The organism is Paenibacillus rigui, assembly GCF_002234615.1.
Classification (GTDB): domain Bacteria; phylum Bacillota; class Bacilli; order Paenibacillales; family NBRC-103111; genus Paenibacillus_S; species Paenibacillus_S rigui.
Window position 1 is genome coordinate 1 of the sequence record NZ_NMQW01000099.1, and the last position, 1,578, is coordinate 1,578.

A 1,578-nucleotide genomic window follows, 5' to 3' on the forward strand; every position below is an offset into this window, starting at 1 on the left:
CTGCCTGGAAACGAACGTGCCGAATGTGTACTCTATCGGGGAATGCGCGGAGCACCGCGGCGTCGCCTACGGCCTTGTCGCCCCGCTGTATGAGCAGGGCGGCGAGCTGGCGAAGCGGCTGGCCGGCATTGCCTCCGAGGGCTATCAAGGGTCCGTCGTCTCCACCAAGCTCAAAATTTCCGGCGTCAACGTGTTCTCGGCCGGCCGGTTCACCGAAGAACCGGGCACCCGCTCCGTGCGGATGCAGGACGATTTTGAAGGAGTGTACAAGAAAGCCGTTATCCAGGACGGCAAGCTGATCGGCTCGGTTCTGTTCGGGGACACCAGCGACGGCTCCCGGTTGTTCTCGATGATCCGCAACGGCGAGGACGTCACCGGACGCGAGAAAAGCGTGCTGCTCGGCGAATCCGCCGGCGGAGGCAAAGCATCGGGACTCGACTTCGTTGCCGCGATGGCGGACAGCGAGATCGTCTGCGGCTGTAACGGCGTCTCCAAGGGCGCGATCGTGCAGGCCATTCAAGAAAAAGGCTGCGCCAGCGTCGCCGACATCAAAGCCTGCACCAAGGCGTCCGGCTCCTGCGGAGGCTGTAAGCCGCTCGTCGCCGACCTGCTGACCTACACCTTGGGTGCCGACGGCGTCGTCACCACCAAAGAAGGTATTTGCGGCTGTACCGAGCTGAGCCGCGACGAAGTCGTGGAAGCGATTCGCAGCATGCGCCTCACGACATCGAAGGAAGTCATGAATGTCCTCTCCTGGAAGACAGAGGAAGGCTGCTCCAAATGCCGCCCGGCGTTGAACTACTACCTCGGCATGGCCTGGCCGGAGGAGCACGCCGAAGAGCGGGAATCCCGCTTCGTCAACGAGCGGAACCACGCGAACATTCAAAAGGACGGCACGTATTCGGTCGTACCGCGGATCTATGGCGGCGTCACCTCCCCGGCCGAGCTGAAACGGATCGCCGAGGTCGCCGAGAAATACGACGTGCCGATGGTGAAATTCACCGGCGGCCAGCGGCTTGACCTGCTCGGCGTGAAGAAGGAGGACCTGCCGCGCATGTGGGCCGACCTCGATATGCCGTCCGGCTACGCGTACGGCAAAGCGCTCCGCACGGTCAAAACGTGCGTCGGCAGCACCTTCTGCCGCTTCGGCACCCAGGACTCGATCCAGATGGGGATCGATCTGGAGAAACGGTTCGAGCGGCTGAATACACCGGCCAAGGTCAAGCTGGCCGTATCCGGATGCCCGCGGAACTGCGCGGAGTCCACGATCAAGGACTTCGGCGTCATTGCGATTGACGGCGGCTGGGAGCTGCACGTCGGAGGCAACGGCGGTATCAACGTCCGCGCGACGGAACTGCTGTGCAAGGTAACGACCGGGGACGAAGTGATGGAGTGGGCGGGCGCGTTCCTGCAATACTACCGCGAGGAAGGCAAGTGGAACGAGCGTACGAGCGAATGGGTGCAGCGTGTCGGGCTGGACAGCATCAAAGCCGCGCTGGAGAAGAAGGAAGACCGTGTCGCGCTGAATGAGCGCATCGACAAGACGCTCGGCCTGATGCCTGTCTCTTATACACATCT

At 62.6% G+C, this 1,578-nt stretch carries 1 protein-coding gene; it reads left to right on the forward strand.

From position 1 onward, the window contains the following. The coding region (gene nirB / locus CF651_RS31810; RefSeq protein ID WP_144029153.1) for a nitrite reductase large subunit NirB at positions 1–1,578 on the forward strand (1,578 nt) is incomplete at both ends.